18 protein-coding genes are annotated in these 19,823 nt (G+C 55.4%); 6 read left to right on the top strand and 12 right to left on the bottom strand.

The features are described 5' to 3' along the window. Nucleotide 1: 1 nt before the first annotated feature. Complete coding sequence (locus MIM_RS08750) at nucleotides 2-1,786, bottom strand: ClcB-like voltage-gated chloride channel protein (RefSeq protein WP_025372372.1); 1,785 nt, start codon at nucleotides 1,784-1,786, stop codon at nucleotides 2-4. A gap of 182 nt (nucleotides 1,787-1,968) precedes the next feature. On the opposite strand from MIM_RS08750, the gene MIM_RS08745 reads away from it, so the two are divergent. From MIM_RS08745 to MIM_RS08735, 3 genes are all read left to right on the top strand, one after another. Further along, the gene (locus tag MIM_RS08745; RefSeq protein WP_025372371.1) at nucleotides 1,969-2,937 is read left to right on the top strand and encodes a homoserine kinase; all 969 of its coding nucleotides are present in this window, start codon (nucleotides 1,969-1,971) and stop codon (nucleotides 2,935-2,937) included. Nucleotides 2,938-2,942: 5 nt separating this feature from the next. Continuing rightward, complete coding sequence (locus tag MIM_RS08740) at nucleotides 2,943-3,758, top strand: BPSS1780 family membrane protein (protein WP_025372370.1); 816 nt, start codon at nucleotides 2,943-2,945, stop codon at nucleotides 3,756-3,758. Between the two features lie 262 nt (nucleotides 3,759-4,020). Next, the gene (locus tag MIM_RS08735) at nucleotides 4,021-4,752 is read left to right on the top strand and encodes a M48 family metallopeptidase (protein ID WP_025372369.1); all 732 of its coding nucleotides are present in this window, start codon (nucleotides 4,021-4,023) and stop codon (nucleotides 4,750-4,752) included. A 321-nt stretch (nucleotides 4,753-5,073) separates the two neighbouring features. Here MIM_RS08735 and MIM_RS08730 read toward each other — a convergent pair whose 3' ends face one another. The 3 genes from MIM_RS08730 to MIM_RS08720 all read right to left on the bottom strand — a co-directional run bounded on the left by MIM_RS08730 (nucleotide 5,074) and on the right by MIM_RS08720 (nucleotide 7,901). Beyond that, nucleotides 5,074-6,003: an electron transfer flavoprotein subunit alpha/FixB family protein gene (locus MIM_RS08730; protein WP_025372368.1), complete on the bottom strand. Its 930-nt coding sequence runs from the start codon at nucleotides 6,001-6,003 to the stop codon at nucleotides 5,074-5,076. A gap of 1 nt (nucleotide 6,004) precedes the next feature. Further along, the gene (locus MIM_RS08725; protein ID WP_025372367.1) at nucleotides 6,005-6,754 is read right to left on the bottom strand and encodes an electron transfer flavoprotein subunit beta/FixA family protein; all 750 of its coding nucleotides are present in this window, start codon (nucleotides 6,752-6,754) and stop codon (nucleotides 6,005-6,007) included. A gap of 220 nt (nucleotides 6,755-6,974) precedes the next feature. Then, complete coding sequence (locus MIM_RS08720; protein ID WP_025372366.1) at nucleotides 6,975-7,901, bottom strand: histone deacetylase family protein; 927 nt, start codon at nucleotides 7,899-7,901, stop codon at nucleotides 6,975-6,977. A gap of 196 nt (nucleotides 7,902-8,097) precedes the next feature. On the opposite strand from MIM_RS08720, the gene mltB reads away from it, so the two are divergent. Then, nucleotides 8,098-9,222, top strand: coding sequence for a lytic murein transglycosylase B (gene mltB / locus MIM_RS08715; protein WP_025372365.1), 1,125 nt, complete (start codon nucleotides 8,098-8,100; stop codon nucleotides 9,220-9,222). 219 nt (nucleotides 9,223-9,441) lie between these two features. Here mltB and aceA read toward each other — a convergent pair whose 3' ends face one another. From aceA to orn, 8 genes are all read right to left on the bottom strand, one after another. Continuing rightward, nucleotides 9,442-10,743: an isocitrate lyase gene (gene aceA, locus MIM_RS08710; RefSeq protein ID WP_042070128.1), complete on the bottom strand. Its 1,302-nt coding sequence runs from the start codon at nucleotides 10,741-10,743 to the stop codon at nucleotides 9,442-9,444. Between the two features lie 380 nt (nucleotides 10,744-11,123). Beyond that, a complete protein-coding gene (locus MIM_RS23190) occupies nucleotides 11,124-11,273 on the bottom strand; it encodes a hypothetical protein (RefSeq protein WP_158318717.1) in 150 nt (49 codons plus the stop codon). A gap of 350 nt (nucleotides 11,274-11,623) precedes the next feature. Continuing rightward, the gene (locus MIM_RS08705; protein ID WP_042070126.1) at nucleotides 11,624-12,964 is read right to left on the bottom strand and encodes an MFS transporter; all 1,341 of its coding nucleotides are present in this window, start codon (nucleotides 12,962-12,964) and stop codon (nucleotides 11,624-11,626) included. Nucleotides 12,965-13,005: 41 nt separating this feature from the next. Further along, a complete protein-coding gene (gene pgsA / locus MIM_RS08700) occupies nucleotides 13,006-13,578 on the bottom strand; it encodes a CDP-diacylglycerol--glycerol-3-phosphate 3-phosphatidyltransferase (protein WP_025372363.1) in 573 nt (190 codons plus the stop codon). 50 nt (nucleotides 13,579-13,628) lie between these two features. Then, on the bottom strand, nucleotides 13,629-15,458 hold the full coding sequence (gene uvrC, locus MIM_RS08695) for an excinuclease ABC subunit UvrC (protein ID WP_025372362.1): 1,830 nt from the start codon (nucleotides 15,456-15,458) through the stop codon (nucleotides 13,629-13,631). After that, the gene (gene nagZ / locus MIM_RS08690; protein ID WP_042071159.1) at nucleotides 15,421-16,449 is read right to left on the bottom strand and encodes a beta-N-acetylhexosaminidase; all 1,029 of its coding nucleotides are present in this window, start codon (nucleotides 16,447-16,449) and stop codon (nucleotides 15,421-15,423) included. Before nagZ ends, uvrC begins: the two co-directional genes overlap by 38 nt. A 115-nt stretch (nucleotides 16,450-16,564) precedes the next feature. Then, nucleotides 16,565-16,990, bottom strand: a complete 426-nt coding sequence (gene acpS / locus MIM_RS08685) for a holo-ACP synthase (RefSeq protein WP_025372360.1) — start codon at nucleotides 16,988-16,990, stop codon at nucleotides 16,565-16,567. A gap of 20 nt (nucleotides 16,991-17,010) precedes the next feature. Further along, entirely contained in the window at nucleotides 17,011-17,556 is a 546-nt protein-coding gene (gene orn / locus MIM_RS08680; RefSeq protein WP_025372359.1) for an oligoribonuclease, read from the bottom strand. Between the two features lie 53 nt (nucleotides 17,557-17,609). Here orn and MIM_RS08675 point away from each other — a divergent pair, with 53 nt between their 5' ends. Beyond that, the gene (locus tag MIM_RS08675; RefSeq protein ID WP_025372358.1) at nucleotides 17,610-18,881 is read left to right on the top strand and encodes a M48 family metallopeptidase; all 1,272 of its coding nucleotides are present in this window, start codon (nucleotides 17,610-17,612) and stop codon (nucleotides 18,879-18,881) included. Continuing rightward, entirely contained in the window at nucleotides 18,878-19,768 is an 891-nt protein-coding gene (gene rsgA / locus MIM_RS08670) for a ribosome small subunit-dependent GTPase A (protein ID WP_025372357.1), read from the top strand. The genes MIM_RS08675 and rsgA overlap by 4 nt, the downstream gene beginning before the upstream one ends. Nucleotides 19,769-19,823 lie beyond the last annotated feature (55 nt).

The following is a 19,823-nucleotide window of genomic DNA, read 5'->3' as shown; positions in this document are numbered from 1 at the left end:
ATCATTTATCGCCGGAAATGCGAAAATCCATTTGAGGTGGCTGATGTCGCTCCTGAAGGATGCGCTGCTCTTCCAGTTGTTCAAGAATGGCAGACTTGCGTACAACCCCAAGCAGAACCGGTTCATCTTTTGACAACAGAACCGGCAAACGTTCTCCCATAAAGGACAGGAACAGTTCCAGCCCCTGCGCCAGTGTCATGTCAGGATGTAAAACCGGAATGAAATGAGGCTGCACCATCAGTTCGGAGATCGGCGTGGTCAAGGGTGACTGCGACAGCAGCCAGCGCGTCACTTCCTGGTTGGACAGCACACCCTGATAGTGGTCGTTTTCGTCTATCACATAAATATACCGTACGGGATACGCCTGAAACATGGCCACGGCCTGTTCCAGGGTCTGGTTCTGGCGTAATACCGTTTCTGCCTCGATCACCAGCCCCTTGAGCGTCATGCTGCTGATCTGCCGCCGCAGCCGTGCTGTCTGCTCCCGCGACAGGGTCACACCATACATTGCTGGGGTACTGTACATGCTGCTAACGACATTTGCAATGACGCAGGCGAACATGAGCGGCAACACCAGGTTAATTTGCTGCGTCATTTCAAATATCATCAGAATCGTCATCAGCGGCGCGTGCGTGCCAGCCGCCAGAAATGCACCCATGCCGATCAATATATAGAGTGATGGCTGAGCCGCCAGCTCTGGCATCACAAGAGAAATAATCTGAAAAAACAGCATACCCACGCTGGCGCCCACCATCAGCATAGGGGTAAAGACGCCACCGGTCGCACCCGAGCCCACGGTCGCCCCAGTTGCCAGCACCTTGTAGGCCAGCATCAGCAATACTGCCGGTATGGTCCAGGACAAGGTCAGCATATCTTCTATCGGCCCGTAGCCGTTGCCCGACGCCGCCGGTTGCAGAATCAGAATGCCGCCCAGCAAGGCGCCGCCCAGCGCCAGGCTGAACGGCAGCGGCAAGCGGGTTTTACGGAATAATTGGCGGACGGCATCCAGAAAGCGCAGAAAGAGCGGCGCCAGCAATCCTGCCACTACCGCCAGCGCCAGGAGCAGCAACAGACTCGCATCCATCGCCAGCGAAATGGGTTTCACATCATAAGTGACGCGATAATAACCAGTCAGCTGCATGGTGATGTTGGCAACCCCTGCCGAAATAATGAGCGGCCCCAGCGTGGTTACCGACAGGGTTCCCAATACGATTTCGGCGACAAATAACGCTGCAGCAAGGGGGGCATTGTAAGCCGCCGACACGCCTGCGGCCGCCCCGCAGGCAACCAGCAGCCGGATATCATTAGCGTTGAAAGCCAGAAAGCGGCCGATGGCCGAGGCGATCATGGCCCCCAGATGCACCATGGCCCCTTCGCGACCAATGGAGCCGCCCGTTACCACGGTAGAGAGTGACGACAGCACCCGCAGCGCGCCCTGGCGCAGGGACAGCCGCCCATCCGACAGGGCCACCGCCTCCATGTAGTCGGCATTCATATCCTTGCGCACTTTTGACGACAGCCACAACAAGGTGCCGGCAATCAGGCCGCCCACGACGGGAAACAGCACACGTTCGGTAGTGCTCCAGCGACTGACCACGGTTTCGATCTCGCCCGGCACCGATCCGGTAAGCAATTGCCCCCAATGGATAGCCATGTGAAAAAGGACGGTCATGCCGGCAGCCGCTACGCCCACGAGGATGGCCCAGACAAAGAATGCCGGCCGATTGGTCAGCCAGGCAAACTGAGTCAGTTTGTTGCGTGCCTCAAAAGGAGAAAACAGGGCCATTGACGGATCTCGGAGAAATATCGGGCGGCGCGCGCAATGCATCGCGGCAAACGGAGAAAAGTGCCTCATTGTAGCAAAACTCGATTGTGATTCTTTTGCGCGGCGACTGCCCCACGCGCTTATCGTGCTCATCCTGCACTAAAATGATCGGCATTCAATGATTTTGTGTATCGTATCTGCTCATGGCCGTTTTTACCCCCATCACAAACCAGGAAGCTGCCGAATTTCTTGGTCACTACGCGCTCGGCGAGTTTGTCTCCCTTCGCGGCATTACCGCCGGTATCGAAAACACCAACTTCTTTCTGAATACGACCCAGGGAGAATATGTACTAACGGTGTTCGAAGTGCTCAATCATGAGCAGTTGAATTTCTATATTGAGCTCATGCATACGCTCGCCAGCAGGGACGTCAGGGTACCCATGCCGCAGACGCTGCGCGACGGCAAGCGCATCGGCACCCTCAAGGGAAAACCGGCGGCAATTGTTGACCGCCTGCCTGGCGGATATGAATCCGATCCTGGCGTGCAGCACTGCATGATCGCTGCCCGCACGCAGGCGCAGGCACATCTGGCCGCCAAAGACTTCAGTCTGTACCAGCCCAATCTGCGCGGCCTGTCCTGGTGGGAAGAAACGTATCCAGCCATTCAGCCGTTTCTGACGGAAACTCAGAATACGCTATTTGTCTCGAGCCTGAAGGAGCAGCGCGAAGTCCAGTCCGGTGACGAATGGAAGCGCCTGCCAGCAGGTGCCTGCCATTGTGATATGTTCCGCGATAACGTACTGTTTGACGGCACCTATGAGAATCCACGCATGGGCGGCATCATCGATTTTTATTTTGCCGGGCACGATGCCTGGCTGTTCGATGTTGCCGTCGCAGTCAACGACTGGTGTATAGAGCGCAGTACCGGCGCACTCACGCCCTGGCTGGTAGAGGCCTGGCTTGATGCCTATGCACAGGTGCGCCCGTTCACGCCGGAAGAAAAGGCATTGTGGCCCGTGGCCCTGCGCGCCGCTGCCCTGCGTTTCTGGGCATCGCGCCTGAATGATTTTTTCCGTCCGCGCCCTGCCCAGACACTCAAGCCGCACGATCCGACGCACTTTGAACGGATCCTGGCGCTTCGTGTTCAACAACCGCCTCCGCCACTACCGTAACGACCATGATCGCTGCAACTCTTCCCGCCTCGTCCGGCTGGCAATGGCTCAAAGATGCCTTCCGGATTTTTCGCAAGCAGCCTTTTGCATTGCTTGCTTTGCTGTTCGTCATCAACCTGCTCAGCCAGATTCTGATGCAAATCCCGGTACTCGGTGTCGGGCTGTTCATCATTACCATGCCCATTGCCAGCCTGATTGTGGTCAGTGCCTGTCGCGATATCCAAAGCAAGCCTGCAGGATTCAGTCACCTTGATCCAAAAACCTGGGTGGCAAGCCTGCAAAAACCCCGCGTTATTTCCCGCCTGGCCTTGTCCGGTTTTATTTACGCCGCCCTGTTGCTGCTGCTGAGCGTCGTGCTGCTATACCCATTACTGGATGAGCAGACAATTGCGCAGATCAACAGTATTATCTACGGCGTACAGGGAGGCGCTCAGGCCAGCACCGACACCCTGCCCGATGGCAGTTCTCTGGTATTGCTGCTGGGCTGGGCCGTCTTATTGTTTGTCGTCACGCTAATGTTCTGGCATGTGCCGCAACTGATCGGCTGGGAAGACCAGACGATAGGCAAGGCCATTTTCTACTCTTTTGTCGCGTCCTGGCGCAACAAAGCCGCCTTTCTGATGTACTTTCTAAGCTGGTTTCTGTTGTTTGCCCTGTTGCAGTTTATTGTCGTCCCCCTCTTGCTCCTGCTGGGGCTGCCTGCGTTGCTGATCGCATTTGCCATGCAGGTCGTGCTGATGATCATGGTTGCGACCATTTACTGCGGCTTCTATTCCAGCTACGCCGCCATTTTCGGAACAGAAAAAAGCGCGCCAAATTAACGGTTACAACAGCCTGTCGCTACGACTGAAGGGGATCCGATCAATCTCACCTGAACAGTCTCACTCATGGGCCTGCGCACAGGCTGCTTACTGTCCCCAATAGGCAAATGGCGCCAAAATAAATATAATCAGCAAAATTTTACGTTGCTTTCAGTGATTTTGCTGTTGCTCAGGTTCCATTCCGGGCAGTACGATCACATTGCCTGCCCCGGGAGGGATACCGTTTGCCGCTATCGGCCAGGCGCCATAAAAAGGAAAAATCATGTTCAAACACATCGCCGCTGCCACACTCGCTATAAGTTCTCTGACCGCCTGCCAGAATATGGACGTAGCCGGCATGGTGGGGGCCGCCTCTTCGCTGTTCCAGGCCGCCACGGTATCCGACGAACAGATCCAGGCGCTGGCGGTTAGCTCCCAGCAACAGCTTGATTCCCAGAACAAAATTGCCCCTGCCGGCAGCAAATATACTACCCGGCTTGCCAGAGTAACGCGCAATCTGCGCAGCTATCAGGGCACCCCGTTGCAGTTCAAGGCCTATCTCAACCCGGAAGTGAACGCCTTCGCCCTGCCTAACGGCAGTATCCGCGTTTACTCCGGGCTGATGGACAAGATGACAGACGACGAACTGCTGTTTGTGCTGGGCCACGAAGTTGGGCATGTGATCGAAGGACATTCCAAGGCTCAGGCTCGATCCAGTATGCTTACTCTGGCCGCCCAGCAGGCGGGCGCTGCCAGTGGCGTACCCATTCTCTCTACGCTTTCCGGTAGCGAGCTGGGTGCACTGGCCAATGGCCTGGTTACTGCCCAGTATTCCCAGTCGCATGAATATGCGGCCGATGCCTTCGGCCTGAAAGTACTCAGGGAACAGGGCCGCGACAAATCGGCGGCCGTCTCTGCCCTGCGTAAACTTGAATCGCTATCCGAGGGCAGTGCCAGCGTATTTTCCAGCCACCCCGATTCCGGTAAACGGGCTGATCGTATCGCCGCCATGTAATACGCGCTGTCGGACTTGGTGACTCATGGCTTTATGACCCTGAATCACCCTGATCGATGGCACCCCACCGCCCCGATGCGTCGTGCCAAAACACGGCACACATCAGGCGCACGGCAATGCGTATCGGCTCCGCCCCCTTCAAACGATAGTGCTTGAGTGCCTTCGCCCTCAGCTGACAGATCCAAAATGCATTTCACCCGTGATAGCGGCCTGATAAGGGTCGCCATCACGGGTGAAATAATATGTCAAACGAATTGCTGATTGGAACCCTGCGGGCAGACGCATATTTTTTCTGCCAGCAGGTATTGCAGCAAGACTGAATCAGATTGCTTTTTCCAGTTCAGGTACTGCAGTGAACAGATCAGCAACCAGGCCATAGTCGGCCACGCCAAAAATCGGCGCTTCAGGATCTTTATTGACCGCGACGATCACTTTGGAGTCTTTCATACCGGCCAGATGCTGGATGGCACCTGAAATACCGATAGCCACATACAGTTGCGGCGCAACGATTTTCCCGGTTTGACCAACCTGCCAGTCGTTCGGCGCAAAGCCGGCATCAACGGCGGCACGCGATGCACCCAGTGCGGCACCAAGTTTGTCGGCCAGCGGCTCAAGCAGTTTGAAGTTTTCTGCGCTACCCATACCACGGCCACCCGACACAACAACGGTTGCGGCGGTCAGTTCAGGGCGATCATTCTTGGCGACTTCACGGCCAACAAATGAAGACAGGCCGGAGTCGGCAACGGCGTCAACGGTTTTCACTTCGGCATTACCGCCTTCGGCGGCAACCGCGTCAAAAGAGGTCACACGTACGGTGATGACTTTTTTCTCGTCGGATGACTGAACGATCGCGATCGCATTACCTGCGTAGATAGGACGCTCGAATGTATCTGCTGAATCCACTGCCGTAATATCGGAAATTTGCGCAACATCCAGTTTCGCGGCCACGCGCGGCGCCACGTTTTTACCAGAAGCGGTGGCGGGAAATACGATATGGCTGTAATCGCCGGCAACGGCCAGGACCTGTTCGGCCACGTTTTCAGCCAGACCATCCTGCAAATGCGCAGCGTCGGCCAGCAACACGCTGGCAACACCCACCGCCTTGGCAGCCTGGGCGGCAACGTCCTGTGCGCCGCTACCGGCAACCAGGATATGAATATCGCCACCCATTTTCTGTGCAGCAGCGACCGCGTTCAATGTTGCAGGTTTTAACTGCTTGTTATCATGTTCTGCAATAACCAGAGTTGTCATCTTAAATCACCTTCGCTTCATTCTTGAGTTTGTCTACCAGTGCTGCCACATCGGCTACTTTGATACCGGCCTTGCGTGAAGGTGGCTCGCTCACTTTCAGTGTTTTGATCCGTGGTGTTACATCAACGCCCAGTTCTTCCGGCGTGAGTGTATCCAGCTGTTTTTTCTTCGCTTTCATGATGTTTGGCAGCGTCACGTAGCGCGGTTCATTCAAACGCAGATCGGTGGTGATAATGGCAGGCAGTTTTACGGAAATGGTTTCAAGACCACCATCCACCTCACGCGTTACTTTGGCGTTTTCGCCTTCGATCACCACTTTGCTGGCAAACGTGGCTTGCGGCCAGCCCAGCAGCGCAGCCAGCATCTGGCCGGTCTGGTTGGCGTCGTCGTCAATGGCCTGTTTGCCCAGAATAACCAGATTGACCTGCTCTTTCTCGGCCACAGCCTTAAGCAGCTTGGCTACCGCCAGAGGCTGCAATTCGACGTCGGTCTGTACCAATGCCGCACGATCAGCACCAATCGCCATGGCGGTGCGCAGGGTTTCCTGGCACTGCGCAACACCGCAAGAGACGGCGATGATTTCCGTCGCCGTACCTGCTTCCTTGAGCCGTGTTGCTTCTTCAACAGCGATTTCATCAAACGGATTCATAGACATCTTCACGTTTGCAATATCTACGCCAGACTGATCTGACTTGACGCGCACTTTGACGTTGTAGTCAACAACGCGCTTTACAGGCACCAATACCTTCATCCAACTATCTCCTTGACTTACGGGGTTTCCGCCCCGAAATTATTACTGAATCCAATTATTTTACATGCTTGCCACAACCTATTTGAGTAATTCATTCAATCAGGTGAATTTTGCGCCGGTCAGTTTTGCACAGCGCAACACATTGCCCCAAATAGGTGCTGCATAACGGTATTGCCGGCCCTTGCCCGACCGTTGTGCAGAAAAAAAACAGTCCTGCCCCTTACAGGCCGGCCAGCGTCCGGATATGTGCCTCGACGCTACGCCCCAGTGCAGAAAGGGCATATCCGCCCTCGAGCATGCTGACAATACGACCGCCACTGTATTTATCGGCGATCGCTTTCACCTGGCTGGTAAGCCAGATGTAATCCTTCTCTACCAGGTCAAGCTGCCCCATATCATCTTCGCGGTGGGCATCAAAGCCGGCCGAGATAAAAATCAGCTCGGGCCCAAATGCATCCAGAGCAGGCAGCCAGTGAGTAGTAACCAGATCACGGATTTTGTCCGCTTTGGTATATGCCGCCACGGGGCTGTTATGCATATTGGCAGCAGGATGATCCACACCGCTGTTGGGAAACAGCGGGTACTGAAAAAAACTGCACATCATGACCGACTCGTCATTGGCGAAGGCGGCTTCGGTGCCGTTGCCATGATGCACATCGAAATCAACGATAGCGATACGCTTAAGACCATACTGTTGCTGCGCATAGCGTACGCCAATCGCCACATTATTCAGGAAACAAAACCCGCTGGCCCGCGCAGGCTCGGCATGATGCCCCGGTGGCCGGACCGCACAAAAAGCGTTGCGTGCGTGGCCGGCCATAATCTGATCAATGGCTTCAAGCCCGGCACCGGCCGCATGCAATGCAGCCTGCCAGGTATGGGGATTCATGCAGGTTTCTTCTGTGTCAACATTGAAATACCCTTCCTGCGGCGAGTGCTCACGCAGGAACCGGACGTGGTCATTCGTATGCACGCGCAACAAATCCGATTCCTGCGCCTCGCGCGCCGGCAAATGAATCAGAAAATCGGCCAGACCGCTAGCGACAAGCCGGTCATTAATGGCATCCAGCCGCGCCGGCGACTCGGGATGCCAGGAATGCATTTCGTGCCGGTGACACGAAGAATGCGTTATGAATAGTGTCTCCACAATATTCGCCCTGCTTTCAAATAACTGATTTACTATTGATTGATATTATTTTATCTGCATACAATCTACCATATTTTGCAGCACCACAAGGCGTGCAGCATTCCTGCAGTGCTTACTCGATCCTGCCGTTGGTGCGGCAACTTGTGGCATCATGCGGCTAACCGCCATCTCTCAATCCAACTACACGGGGTTCCTCTTGAAACGACCATTTGCACTGCTTGTTCCTGCATTGCTGCTGTCCCTTGCAGCCTGTTCTTCCACCAGCCAAACGGGCAATAACGGCTCGGCGAGCTCAGCCGGCAGCAGCGGCGGACCGGCAGGCTGGGCCGCAGAAAACAGAACCCTGAGCGCAAACAAAAATACCTTTGTGGCCCAGGTGTCAGAGCGTCATGCCATACCCCGCTCGCATATTGAACAGCTACTTGCCACGGCAACGGTGGACGACCGGGTCATTCGCCTGATGACCCCAAAAGGATCGGGCGGGCGCGTCACTCGCGCCTGGCAAAGCTACCGCAGTCGCTTCGTTGAGCCTATTCGCCTGCGCAAGGGAACCGCGTTCTGGAATGCCAACCGACAAACACTGAACCGGGCCGAACAAACCTATGGCGTACCAGCGGCCATTGTTGCTGCCATTATCGGCGTGGAAACGGTCTACGGTGAACAAACCGGATCGTTCCGTGTGCTGGATACCCTTTACACGCTGGGCTTTAATCATCCGGAACCGAATCGCCCGGAAAAAAGCCAGATGTTCCGTAACCAGCTGGCTGCCCTGCTGGATCTGGACTATCGCGACAAAGTGGATGCCAACAGCACGACCGGATCATTTGCCGGCGCTATCGGCCTGCCGCAATTCATGCCGGTCAGTATCGAGCATTACGCGGTTGACGGCGATAATGACGGGCATATCGACCTGCGCAACAGCACCAAGGATGCCATTATGTCCGTGGCCAACTATCTTGCCAAACATGGCTGGCGTGCAGGCGAACCCGTGTTCGCGCCGGTCACCCTGCCTGCCGGGGCGGCATCACTGGTTGACGGTGGCCTGGAACCATCCATGAGCTGGAGCCAGTTGCAAAGCCGCGGTGCCTCGCTGCGTGCGGGCAGCTCCGGTGGTCACTGGCAAAATGGCAAAGAAATCGGCGTCATTGATCTGCGTGACGAAGTTCGCGGCAGCAATGAATATCGTACCGCCACACGCAACTTCTTCGCGATCACCAAATACAACCGCAGCTATTTTTATGCCGCCTCGGTAGCCGATCTGGCCTATGGCCTGGCTAGCCGACAGCGCAGTAGCGGTTATCAGGTTACCATGCCCTATTGAGCAAGGACGCAACCATCCCTATTAAAGATGCACGTATCACTTAAATCGATGCACGCATCATAAGCAGTAAGCAACACAGGGATACATCCCGCGAGACAAAAGGGCCACCGGTATTCAAGCCGGTGGCCCTTTTGGCAACTGGTCTTTTTATCAGCCGTCATGTCAATTGCCGGCTCTGATGGGCTCCCGCAGGAACCCATCAGCCGATCGTGGGCCGTATCAACCGTGAGAGAACTGCGCTTCTTCGGTAGAACCGGTAAGCGCAGTGGTTGAAGACTGGCCGCCTTCAATTGTCTGCGTTACGGCATCAAAGTAGCCCGTACCCACTTCGCGCTGGTGTTTAACAGCAGTAAAGCCCAGCTCGGCTGCAGCGAATTCTTTTTGCTGCAATTCAACAAAGGCACTCATCTGGTTGCGTGCATAACCATGAGCCAGTTCGAACATACCGTAGTTCAATGCATGGAAGCCGGCCAGGGTGATGAACTGGAACTTGTAGCCCATGGCACCGAGTTCGCGCTGGAATTTGGCGATCGTAACGTCGTCCAGATTCTTTTTCCAGTTGAACGATGGCGAGCAGTTGTAGGCCAGCAGTTTGCCTGGGAATTGCTTGTGGATCGCTTCAGCAAATTTCTTCGCATCATCCAGGTTCGGCGTAGACGTTTCACACCACAACAAATCGGCATACGGTGCATAGGCCAGCCCGCGTGAAATAGCCTGATCCATACCTGGTTTGGTGCGGAAAAAGCCTTCCGGTGTACGTTCGCCTGTCAGGAATGGCTGATCGTTTTCATCCACATCGCTGGTAATCAAATCGGCCGCATCGGCATCGGTACGTGCCAGCAGAACGGTAGGGACACCCATCACGTCGGCTGCCAGGCGGGCAGACACCAGCTTGGCCACGGCCTCACGTGTTGGTACCAACACTTTGCCGCCCATGTGACCGCATTTTTTTACAGAAGCCAGCTGATCTTCGAAGTGTACGCCGGAAGCGCCGGCATCGATCATGGATTTCATCAATTCGAAAGCGTTCAGCACGCCACCGAAGCCGGCTTCGGCATCGGCAATAATCGGTGCGAAGTAATCGACATAACCTTCGTCGCCCTCTTCCTTGCCTTCCATCCACTGAATCTGGTCACAGCGAGTCAGGGAATTGTTGATGCGGCGAACCACAGAAGGAACTGAGTTTGCAGGATACAGCGACTGATCGGGATACATTTCACCTGCGATATTGGCATCGCCGGCAACCTGCCAGCCCGACAAGTAAATTGCCTTGAGGCCAGCCTTGATCTGCTGCATGGCCTGGTTGCCGGTCAGCGCACCCAATGTGTTGACGAAAGGTTCGTTATTGAGCAGGTGCCACAGTTTTTCTGAACCGGTACGGGCCAGCGTGTACTCATTCTGGCGGGAACCACGCAGCTTGATGACTTCTTCGGCGCCGTAGCCCCGTTTGATACCTTGCCAGCGTGGATTTTCTGCCCATTCTTTTTGCAGATTGCGGATAGCGGTTTCGCGTTTTGACATGATTAACTCCTATATATAAAGAAAGATTCCATGGAGAAAATTCTATCTGAAGAGCGCAGTGCAATATACACTTATATCTTATATAAGACTAATTATTATCTTTAATAAAATCAATGAATTATAATTTTTATTTTATATTATGAAATCTAATTTGCGATAATGAAATGACAATTATGCGACTGCAACATACAAAATTCATGTTGTGAAATGGCGATCTCATAATGTGAAATCCGGACCCTTTCATCCTATTCAATGGTCGCCAGGCATTACCTGGCCCACCAGGCATAGGGCATGACACATCAATGTGGCCGAGATCAGCGGCTGACAGGCAGTTTCAACGGCAGGTTTTTATTCAATCGCGGGCAAACGAGGCCAGAGCATTAAATTGCGCCGAAGCAGGACCAGAAAAGATTGGAGACAGACACGAACAGGTCCGGACTGGTGTATAAGGTAAACACAATCAGGAGCACAGCCAGTGCCAGGCCATATCCCAGCAAGCGCTTGATGCCTGGTTTGACATTTGCCATCATGGGCGTCTCCCTGAAATGTGTTGATGCGGACCGTGATGTCCGACAGAAAATAGCTGGTTGTCTTAAGCGACCGGATTCCCCGGTTATAGGGCAACATGGCTACGACATAGATACCGCTGCTTTCATTTTAATACCGCTACCTGGATTACGCGGTTACGCCACAATCTAAGCAGGGATGATGAGACCAGTATACTTCGGAATGCCGTCAGGTCAATGCCCGCTTTACGCAATGCAGTACAAAGGTCGGGTTTATCGGATACAGACTTTGTCGGTTACGGGCTTTGTCGGATATAGGCTTTGTCGGAGTCAAGGCGTGCATGAGAGTCTGGGCTTCAGACGATGCACACCTGTCAGGCAGCACTGCCCTGGACAACAGTGCGATCCTGCTGCCGGCGGGCACAATAAGCCACCCAGAACGCCGCCAGTACCGCACCAAACAGCGCCAGGCCAGATACCAGCCACGGCCCGCGATAGGTTTGATGATCCAGCATAAAACCATATATAACAGGACCCAGCGCGGAGCCCACATCCATACCGGAATACACCAGACCATACACGGAGCCAAGCGCGCCCTTGGGCGTGACGCGCCGCACCAGCATATCGCGCGACGGTCCGGCCATACCGCTAAGGAATCCGGCCAGGCACAAACCGGCGACGGCCAGCCCCGAAGGCAGCATCCCCATGGCAAGCAGCATAAAAACCACGCCCGACGTGGCCAGGGAAGCGGCCACAATACGCTCTGTTCTGTCTGTACTGCCAGCCAGAAAACCACCAATGAGCAGGCCCACGCCCGCTGACACCATATACATGGACAGTGCGGAACTGGCCCATTCTTTCCCTATACCATACAGCGAGCCGAGAATGGGAATCGTGAAATTCTGCACTGACGACATCGAACCCGAAGTGAATGCGAAGAACAGGAACGCCCCCCACAGTGCCGGATTTTTCAGCAGCATACTCAGCTTGGTGACAAAACCAGGGCTGGTTGCGCGGGCGCCCTTTTGCGCCTGCGTCTGATCCTGTAAGCGGTCCTGACCATTTTCCCGGCCATTTTCTGGCTTATTGGCTTGCGCTGTCGGCGTGGCCAGCAATGAAGCGCCGAGAAAGGTTGCCAGAAACAGGACAAACAGCACGACGGCAGCAGCCCCCGCAGCAAATCGCCATGAGCCGGTCTGGACAATAAAAAAAGTGATGAAGATAGGCGCGAGTGCCCATCCCAGATTGCCCGATACGCCATGAATACTGAACGCATGGCCTAGGCGTCGCTGACTTACGTTCTGATTGATAATGGAAAAGTCAACCGGATGAAAAACCGAATTACCCGCGCCGCCGATCAGTGCTGCAATAATAAATACCCAGTACGCGTCTGCCACTGCAATCAGCAACGCCGACATCACCATGCAAGCCAGCCCAAAGCGCAGAACAGGCCGCGCGCCCAGGTGATCTACCACAAAGCCCGAAGAGGCCTGTCCCAATCCGGAGACCACAAAGAATACGGTGGCCAGAAAGCCCAGTTCGGCAAAACTATAGCCAAAGTCCCGATTCAGCGACAGATACAGTGACGGCAAGACCAGTTGATAAAAATGCGAACCGCCATGCAGCAACCCGATCAGCGCGATCACCTTCCAGTCGCGTGAGTTTCCATCTGCATTTGGAACCCTGATTGAAGCGTTCAGAACCTGCGAAGTCATATGATACCTGTGATAACCGGGTGAAAACGCCGGACAAACCGTTAGTTTTGCTGCTGCTTAATGATGGGCCAGGCTTTTTTCATGTAGTAGAACATGGACCAGATCGTCAGAATCGCTGCGATATAGATCAGCCCGGTGCCGATAGGCGCGAACGGGATGGAATGCCATTCCTGATAAAACAACAGGCATGGGATGGCCGTCATTTGCGCCGCCGTTTTAAATTTACCCAGCCAATGCACAGCAACACTGTCGCGTGCACCGATGGTGGCCATCCATTCACGCAGTGCAGAAATGGTAATTTCACGCCCGATAATGATAAGTGCAATAAAGGAATCCAGCCTGCTCAGATCAAGCAGGATCAGCAGCGCCGCACAGACCATCAGCTTGTCAGCTACCGGATCCAGAAAAGCGCCAAATGAGGATGTTTGATTCCAGCGTCGCGCCAGCCAGCCATCGAACCAGTCGGTCAGCGCCGCAAAAATAAAGGCCAGCGCACCAATGGTGTCACGCAATTGAACATCAATCCAGTTCAGTGGCAAATAATAAAGCGCGATGACCAGCGGAATCATGGCAATCCGCATCCAGGTCAGGATAATAGGTATGTTCAATGGCATAGGGCTTTAATACACAAAATACGGACGGGGCATTAGATGTAATCCTACCACTAACGTAATGATTCATAGATGCGTTCTGCGAGTTCCCTGGAAATACCTTCAACCGAACGCAAATCATCAATGCTGGCGGCAGCCACACCGGAAAAACCGCCAAAACGCGCCAGCAGTTTCTGCCGGCGCTTGGCGCCTACGCCTTCGATTTCTTCCAGCCGCGACACATTCCTGGCTTTGGCACGACGGGCGCGCATGCCGGTAATGGCAAACCGGTGGGCTTCATCGCGCACCTGTGCCACCAGCATCAATGCAGCCGAACCCAGACCCAGTGCCACCGGTTCCCGTTCGTCTGTAAACACCAGGGTTTCCAGCCCTACCCTGCGCCCTTCTCCTTTAGCCACGCCAACAATCACACGAGTATCCAGGCCGAATTCCACAAACACCTGGCGGGCAATTTCCACCTGCCCTTTACCCCCGTCAATCAACACGACTTCCGGTAGCGGCGCCTCGCCATCGGCCACCTTGGAAAAGCGGCGCACCAGCACCTGGCGCATGGCCGCATAATCGTCGCCTTCGGTAATGCCGGCAATGTTATAACGACGATACAGCGAGGGCTGCATATCGTGATGGTTGTATACCACACAGGATGCCTGGGTCGCTTCGCCGGCGGTGTGACTGATATCGAAACACTCAATACGCAAGCCATCGAGCGATTCATCATCGGTGTCCAGTTGCAGCAATTCGGCCAGCGCACGCGTGCGTGCCGCGCGCGAAGCCGATTCTGACAGGGTGCGCGCGAGGGAAAACTCGGCATTGCGCAAGGCCTGATCCAGCCAGGTTTTGCGTACACCCTGCGGGCGCGTCTGCAGGCGGGTCTTGATGCGGGACGGTTGCTGTTCGTTCAGCAGGGCCAGCAAATTTTCATCCACCAGCGCTTCGGAACAGACCAGCACCGGCGGCAAGGGGTTTTCCAGATAATGCTGCGCAATGAAGGCCGTCATCACGTCGGCGCGACTTTCACCATCGGCCTGCGTTGGAAAAAACGAGCGATCACCAAGATGCCGGCCTCCGCGCACCATGGCCAGATTGACACAGGCCTTGTCGGCCGCCTGGGCCACGGCAATGATATCGACATCGGTCTTGTCCACCTCTTCCATCGATTGCTGATGCAAGACGGTTGCCAGCGCATGCATCTGGTCGCGCAGCGCGGCGGCCTGCTCGAAACGCAATTGGTCTGAGGCCTGCTGCATGCGTGCCTGCAGGTCTTCAACCACGTCGTCGGCCTCTCCATCCAGAAAGCGCACGGCCTGTTGCACATCGCGCCGATAGTCTTCGTCACTGATGAAATTGACGCAAGGCGCCGTACAGCGCCCGATCTGATATTGCAGACAGGGGCGGGAACGATTGGCAAAGACCGTGTCTTCACAGGTGCGAAGGCGAAACACCTTTTGCAGAATCTGTATTGTTTCGCGCACGGCCCAGGAATTCGGGTACGGCCCGAAAAAACGCCCCTTGCGGCTGGTAATGCCGCGATAGTAGGCGATCCGCGGATAGTCGTGCGCGCTGATCATCAGATACGGATACGACTTGTCATCGCGAAACAGAATGTTGTAACGCGGTCGCAGGCTTTTGATGAGGTTGTTTTCCAGGATCAGCGCTTCGGCCTCGGAACGCGTTACCGTCACTTCCACTTTCCAGACCCGCGCCACCATGAGTGCAATGCGCGGACTGTCCGGGGTTTTCTGGAAATAGGAAGAAACGCGTTTCTTCAGATCCCTGGCCTTGCCTACATACAATACTGTGCCTTCCGCATCCAGATGCCGGTAAACACCAGGCAAATGCGGCAGGTCACTCAGAAAGGATTTGAGATCGAAAGTCTCTGGCATACTGATATCGTGAGTCTGATTGCAGGGCATTCCAGTCCATGAACGGTTCAACCGGCTTCAGGGCGCGGATTCGGGCAACCGATGCAGGCGAAGCGGCGACGTTCAGGGACGCCAGCAGGGTATCGGCCAGATCGGGACGGTTGCATACCAATACCATATCACATCCGGCAGACAAGGCCGCAGTCGCGCGTGCGGTAATGTCACCCGCCACCGATGCGCCTTCCATGGTCAGGTCATCCGAAAAAACGACGCCATCGTACTTCAGGCGCTGGCGCAAAATCTGCTGCACCCATATTTTGGAAAAGCCGGCCGGTGAGGCATCGACCCTGGGATAGATGACATGCGCCGGCATTACGGCCGAGAGCACCGGTGCGCCCAGCCAGCCATAAGGCATGGCATCATCCGCCATAATCTGTTCAAGCTCGCGCTCATCGACCGGAATGGCCACATGCGAATCGGCATCGACAAACCCGTGGCCGGGAAAATGCTTGCCGCAGGAGCGCATGCCAGCCAGACTCAGCCCCTGGATCAGGGCACGCGCCAGCATGGCCACCACCCGTGGGTCCCGATGAAAGGCACGCGTGCCCACCACCTTGCTGACGCCATAGTCCAGATCCAGCACGGGCGTAAAGCTGAAGTCGACGCCGCAGGCACGCAATTCGGCGGCCAGGACATAACCCATTTCGGTGGCAGCACGCATGGCCTGCAGCGGATCACGTTCCCAATAACGGCCCAGATCCTGCATTGACGGCAAATGCGTAAACCCCTTGTCGCGAAAGCGCTGAACCCGTCCACCTTCATGGTCCACAGCGATCAGCAACGGCTCGTCCCGGGCTTCATGAATGTGTGCGGTCAGCTCGGCCAGTTGCTCGGGACTATCGTAATTGCGCGCAAACAGGATCACGGCGCCGGTCAGCGGATGGGCCAGGCGATCCCGCTCCTGGCTGGTCAGGCGATGGCCGACAACATCAAGCATGACCGGGCCGGGCATTTGCCTGGCGGCAGCAGCGGTGGCGGGCGATTTGGCTGATTTGGCTGAGCGGCGAACAGAACGAGAGGGGGAAGCAGACACCAGGACTCCTTTGGGGGGTTGGGCAACCGGACGGTTAGACCGGTTTACGTTCCACCATGGCAAAGGCCATGGCCAGATCGGATTCATCAGTAATGGAAATATGGGCCGGTCCGAAACGGGACTCGTACCAGTCTTTCAGCGGCGAAGCCAGCACGACCAGGGGCTGGCCGCTGGGTGCATTGAGCGTTTGCATGCGTGACCACGCCATGGGCGAACGCATACCCAGTCCAATCGCCTTGGAGAAAGCCTCTTTGGCGGCAAAGCGGGTCGCCAGAAAACGCAGCCCCCGCTCGGGGTCGCGCGCCTGCCGGCGCAGGAACTTCTCGCGCTCCTGCGGGCCCAGAATCCGGGCGACGAAACGCTCGCCGAAGCGTTCGTACGCCTGGCGGATGCGATGAATGTGGATCAGGTCGGTACCGATACCGGCAATCGCTGCCGGCAGTGTGACTTCGTTAGCCATGGGCATTTCACCGTGAAGTGCTAAAGCTTGATAAAATGTTCCCGGTAGTACCTGAGCTCGTCAATGGATTCGTAAATGTCGGCCAGTGCCTCGTGCCGGCTCTTTTTGTCGAATCCCTTGTAAACCTCGGGCTTCCAGCGACGGGACAGTTCCTTGAGCGTGCTTACATCCAGATTGCGGTAATGGAAGTAGCTTTCAAAGCGTGGCATGTATTTGTACATGAAACGCCGGTCCTGGCTAATCGTATTGCCGCAAAGCGGTGATGCGCCTTTGGGTACCAGCGGCGCAAGGAAGTCGAGCAGGATGTCTTCAGCCTGTTCTTCGGTAAGTACGGAAGTGCGTACCTTTTCGGTCAGGCCACTGCGGCCGTGGGTAGATGTATTCCATTTATCCATGCCCGCCAGAACCTCATCGGACTGATGTATAACCAGAACCGGCCCTTCCGCTACCAGCGTGAGATCCGGTTCGGTGACAACAACCGCCACTTCCAGAATACGTTCTTTTTCGGGATCCAGGCCGCTCATTTCCATGTCCAGCCATACCAGTCGCAGATCATTTACCGCCATTTTCGATCCTTATTGTTCAGAAACATTATTTTCGCACAGAGCACACAACAGAAATGTCCCCAACCCCGTTTACACTTTTATTTGTCCTTTTCCTTCTGCTTGAGACGATCACTCATCTGTGGCTGGCAAGTCGTCAGGCGCGCCATGTGACAAAGCATCGCGCCAGGGTGCCGGACGAATTCGCTGAAAAAATCGGGTTGCAGAGCCATCAGCGCGCTGCCGATTATACGGTGGAGCGTATGAAGCTGTCTGTCACCCGCCGGGTGTTTGACGCCATGGTGCTTATTGCCTTTACGCTACTGGGTGGCCTGGAGGCGATCAATGCATTTCTGATCAGTGTGATTCCCAATGATTTCTGGCGTCAGTTGCTGCTGCTGGGTTCGGTCCTGCTGATTTCCGGTGCGCTGCAACTGCCCTTCAGCTTGTGGAAGCAATTCAAACTGGAACAGAAATTCGGCTTCAATCGCATGACACTGGGCCTGTTTATAAGCGACACGCTCAAGGGCTTGCTGGTGAGCGTTGTGCTGGGCCTGCCGCTGGCCGCGGTTACGCTGTGGCTGATGGCTGCCTCCGGTCCGCTGTGGTGGCTGTGGGCATGGATGGTCTGGGTTGTTTTCAACGCCTTCATTCTGTTTGTCTTTCCAACCTGGATTGCGCCGCTATTCAATAAATTTACGCCGCTGGATAATCCCGAACTGGCCGATCGCATCAACAGCCTGGCGCAACGCTGCCACTTTGCCCTTCAGGGCCTGTTCGTCATGGACGGTTCCAAGCGCTCGGCCCACGGCAATGCCTATTTCACCGGATTCGGCAAATCACGCCGGATCGTTTTTTTCGACACCCTGCTGGGCAAACTGAATCCCGAAGAGATAGAAGCCGTCCTGGCCCATGAACTGGGGCATTTCAGCCATAAGCATGTGCAAAAACGCATGATTTTCAGCTTCCTGCTGGCACTGGTCTTTTTTGCCGTATTGGGTTTCCTGAAAAACCAGATCTGGTTCTATCAGGGACTGGGCGTTGCTCCTGTCATCAATGGCTCGAATGACGCCATGGCGCTGCTGCTGTTCTTTATGGCCATGCCCGTTTTCACCTTCTTCTTCGCCCCCATATTCAGCTTCTTTTCCCGTAAGGACGAGTTCCAGGCGGACCACTACGCACACACTCAGGCCAGTTCCGAGGCACTGATTTCTGCGCTGGTCAAACTTTACAATGATAATGCCTCTACCCTCACGCCTGATCCTGTGCATTCGGCGTTTTACGACAGTCACCCCCCGGCCTCCCTGCGGATCCGCCGCCTTCAAGAGTTGCAGGCACATAACGGATGAAGGCCGGGCGCGTCATTGCTGCTCATGGCCGGCACTATCAGGTGGAGCTGGACGACGGGCAGCTGCGTCAATGCTATACGCGTGGCAAAAAAGCCGGTATTTGCGTTGGTGATTACGTCGACGTTGAACTGCAGGGGCAGGACGAAGGCCGCATCGAACGGGTGCACGAACGGCGCAATTTGCTATACCGCTCCGATGAAATGCGCTCCAAGCAATTTGCCGCGAATGTGGATCAATTGCTGATTGTGGTCGCGGTGGAACCGGTGTTTTCCGAAGACCTGACCGGACGTGCACTGGCTGGTGCGTTCAGTGCCGATATCACACCCGTCATCGTTCTGAACAAATGCGATCTCACGGAAAGCCTGCCGCGGGCACGTGCCCTGCTCTCGGACATGAATGCGCTGGGCGTGCGTATTATTGAAACCAGCACCCTGCAGCCGCAGGCGCTGCGTGACAGCCTTTTGCCGCTGTTGGCGGACAAGACCAGCCTGCTGCTTGGCCAGAGCGGTATGGGTAAATCCAGTATTCTGAATATTCTGGTGCCCGACGCTCGCGCCGACACTCAGGCGCATTCCATTGCGCTGGGCACCGGTAAACACACCACTACCTCTTCGCGCCTGTACCATCTGCCCGACATGGGCGGGGACCTGATCGACTCCCCCGGTTTTCAGGCATTTGGCCTGAAGCACCTTGGCCAGACGGAAGTTGAACAAGGATTCCCGGAGTTTGCTCCGTACAGCCAGAATTGTCGCTTCTACAATTGCACGCATCGGCACGAGCCCGGTTGCGGTGTACTTGCTGCCCAGGAACAGGGCCTGATCAGTGCCAGGCGACACGAGCTTTACTTGCGTATATTGGCAGAGTCGACTGCGCCGCAGAAGTATTAAGGGTCATAGATAAGCAGCAGAGGTTCTGGCCTATCGGCCACGCTTTAATCAGGAA

This window comes from Advenella mimigardefordensis DPN7, from assembly GCF_000521505.1.
Lineage (GTDB): Bacteria > Pseudomonadota > Gammaproteobacteria > Burkholderiales > Burkholderiaceae_B > Advenella > Advenella mimigardefordensis.
Note: the sequence above shows the minus strand (reverse complement) of the source record. Positions and strands in the feature narration are given on the sequence as shown.

Coding starts and splice junctions, on each gene's coding strand:
- MIM_RS08750 (WP_025372372.1), bottom strand. CDS start 1,786: ATGGCCCTGTTTTCTCCTTTTGAGGCACGCAACAAACTGACTCAGTTT.
- MIM_RS23190 (WP_158318717.1), bottom strand. CDS start 11,273: ATGATGGCAAATGTCAAACCAGGCATCAAGCGCTTGCTGGGATATGGC.
- acpS (WP_025372360.1), bottom strand. CDS start 16,990: ATGGCTAACGAAGTCACACTGCCGGCAGCGATTGCCGGTATCGGTACC.
- MIM_RS08745 (WP_025372371.1), top strand. CDS start 1,969: ATGGCCGTTTTTACCCCCATCACAAACCAGGAAGCTGCCGAATTTCTT.
- nagZ (WP_042071159.1), bottom strand. CDS start 16,449: ATGCCCGGCCCGGTCATGCTTGATGTTGTCGGCCATCGCCTGACCAGC.
- rsgA (WP_025372357.1), top strand. CDS start 18,878: ATGAAGGCCGGGCGCGTCATTGCTGCTCATGGCCGGCACTATCAGGTG.
- MIM_RS08705 (WP_042070126.1), bottom strand. CDS start 12,964: ATGACTTCGCAGGTTCTGAACGCTTCAATCAGGGTTCCAAATGCAGAT.
- MIM_RS08735 (WP_025372369.1), top strand. CDS start 4,021: ATGTTCAAACACATCGCCGCTGCCACACTCGCTATAAGTTCTCTGACC.
- orn (WP_025372359.1), bottom strand. CDS start 17,556: ATGGCGGTAAATGATCTGCGACTGGTATGGCTGGACATGGAAATGAGC.
- pgsA (WP_025372363.1), bottom strand. CDS start 13,578: ATGCCATTGAACATACCTATTATCCTGACCTGGATGCGGATTGCCATG.
- MIM_RS08740 (WP_025372370.1), top strand. CDS start 2,943: ATGATCGCTGCAACTCTTCCCGCCTCGTCCGGCTGGCAATGGCTCAAA.
- MIM_RS08725 (WP_025372367.1), bottom strand. CDS start 6,754: ATGAAGGTATTGGTGCCTGTAAAGCGCGTTGTTGACTACAACGTCAAA.
- aceA (WP_042070128.1), bottom strand. CDS start 10,743: ATGTCAAAACGCGAAACCGCTATCCGCAATCTGCAAAAAGAATGGGCA.
- MIM_RS08730 (WP_025372368.1), bottom strand. CDS start 6,003: ATGACAACTCTGGTTATTGCAGAACATGATAACAAGCAGTTAAAACCT.
- MIM_RS08675 (WP_025372358.1), top strand. CDS start 17,610: ATGTCCCCAACCCCGTTTACACTTTTATTTGTCCTTTTCCTTCTGCTT.
- uvrC (WP_025372362.1), bottom strand. CDS start 15,458: ATGCCAGAGACTTTCGATCTCAAATCCTTTCTGAGTGACCTGCCGCAT.